The organism is Acetobacter sp. DsW_059, assembly GCF_002153695.1.
In the GTDB taxonomy this organism is placed as follows: domain Bacteria; phylum Pseudomonadota; class Alphaproteobacteria; order Acetobacterales; family Acetobacteraceae; genus Acetobacter; species Acetobacter thailandicus.
On record NZ_JOPI01000166.1, the window covers coordinates 1 to 2,108 of the forward strand.

The 2,108-nt window shown below is 58.5% G+C and carries 2 protein-coding genes; both read right to left on the bottom strand.

The genetic code is table 11. The features are described 5' to 3' along the window. Window positions 1-1,827, bottom strand: a 1,827-nt coding sequence (locus HK25_RS12445; protein WP_143296025.1) for a type I restriction endonuclease subunit R, incomplete at its 3' end; no start/stop codon positions are given. A 31-nt stretch (window positions 1,828-1,858) separates the two neighbouring features. Next, window positions 1,859-2,108: restriction endonuclease subunit S (locus HK25_RS12450; protein WP_233127833.1), on the bottom strand; the 250-nt coding region annotated here is incomplete at its 5' end.

Consider the following 2,108-nt stretch of genomic DNA (forward strand, 5'->3'; position numbering starts at 1 on the left):
CAGACCGACCTCATCCAGATACTGCTTGTAGCGGATGGCGGAGAGCTTGCTGTCACAGGCCAGCATGCCCTTGAGATCCTTGTCGATGTTGTTGTCAAAATGCGTGGCCAGATCCATGGCAATCAGCCGGATGCGGTCATCGGCCTTGTAGACCTGATTGGCGCGGGCAAAGCGCTTCTTGAGGTCCGTAATCTGATCCGCGGTCAATCCCTGCGTAATGCGTTCAAACCAGGCGTCAATGGCGCGGTCGTTCACATCCAGATCGGGCTTGCGCTCCTCATAGAGCAGGGGCGTGACGGTCCCGTCCGAGACGGCCTGCTGCATGGTGTAGGAGTGGATGATCCTGCCGAACCGGCTGGTGGTTTCACTGCCCTTGAGCAGCGGGGTACCTGTAAAGGCAATGAAGGCGGCATTGGGGAGCGCGTGCTTCATGCGGGCATGGTTTTCACCGCCCTGACTGCGATGCCCTTCATCGACCAGCACAATGATATCCGCACTGTCATTATGACATTCGGGCAGGGTGGTGGCGGTATGGAACTTGTTGATGAGGGAGAAGATGATCCGCTCCTGCCCATGCCCGATCTGCTGCGCCAGACGGCGGCCGGACGTGGCCAGCGCCTCTTCCTTATCCTTCTTGTCTGCCAGTTCGCCGCCGGTGGAGAAGGTGGTGCTCAACTGGCGTTCCAGATCCTTGCGGTCCGTCACCACCAGAATACGGCACTGCTTGAGATCGTCATCCAGAATGAGGGCGCGGCTGAGGAACACCATGGTGAAGGACTTGCCGGACCCCGTGGTGTGCCAGACCACGCCGCCCTCACGCCCGCCATCGCTGCGGCGGGACTTGATTCGTTCCAAAAGGCGCTTGATGCCAAAGACCTGCTGATAGCGGGCCACGATCTTGCCCGCCTTGCGGTCGACCAGCGTGAAGAACCGCGCCATGTCCAGCAGGCGCTGGGGGGAAAGCAGGCCGATCAGCAACCGGTCCTGATCCGTGACATGCAGCGGTCGGGAGGACCAGTCTTCGAACCACGCGCGGTCAGACGGTTTTCGCTCGGCAAACAGTGCGTCTTTCTGGGCTGACGAGAGTGGCGTGTTCTTGAGCGCCTCCATCCGGCTTTCGGGGATGTCCTCTTCCTTCCAGCTTGCCCAGAACTTCTTGGGTGTGCCGCAGGTGCCATAGCGCCCTTCATGACCGGTGATGGAGAGCAGAAGCTGGCTGTAGGCAAAAAGCTGCGGAATTTCGTCCTTGTTCTGGTTGCGGATGGTCTGGGAAATCCCGGCGTCCACAGTCGGGCCTTTGCCCGGCTGACCATCGGGGCGCTTGGCCTCGATCACGGCCAGCGGAATACCGTTAACGAAACAGACAATGTCCGGCCTGCGGGTCTGGGTCAGATCCGTGCGCAGGACGCTGAATTCTTCCGTGAAGGTGAAGCTGTTGTTGTCCGGGTTCTGCCAGTCAATCAGGGCGATGGTCGGGTTGGCCTTGCGCCCGTTAATAAACTGGGTGATGGCAATACCGAACAGCAGATGCGTGGTCATCTTGTCATTGGCGTCGCGCAGGCCGGAGACAAAGTCCGGATGCGTGACGTGGGAGACCAGCGCATTAATGGCCTGATCGGACAGGCTGTGTTCCTGTCCTTCAAACGTAAAGCGCCGTTTTTTCAGTTCCGCCCGCAGGAGAGTGTCCAGCACCACGGCACTCTGCTTGCCACCCCGCAAGGCCAGCGCCTCGGATGGTGGCAGAAACCGCCAGCCGAGGGTGCTGAGCAGGGCTAGTGCCGGGAGTTTGGCACTGTATTCTTCCTGAAATTTTGGGGCAGAAACCATAATGTTCAAATATCCTGTAAACTGAAATACCTTAATCGACCGTCACGCGGCGCTTGCCCGTGAGAAGCTGCTGCATCAGGGCTTTCTTCTCCTGACGCAGGCGCGAGAGGTCGGATTCAAGGGCTGTGATTTCTTCGTCCGCTGTGGTCAGGACAGCGGCGATGGCTTGTTGTTCGGGGAGTGGAGGCGCGCTGATATGTATTTTGCAGAAATCTTTTTTAGGCTCAGGACTCATTCTTTGAGATAGAAGATGAAGCTTGCAGCGATATGGATTGCGGACA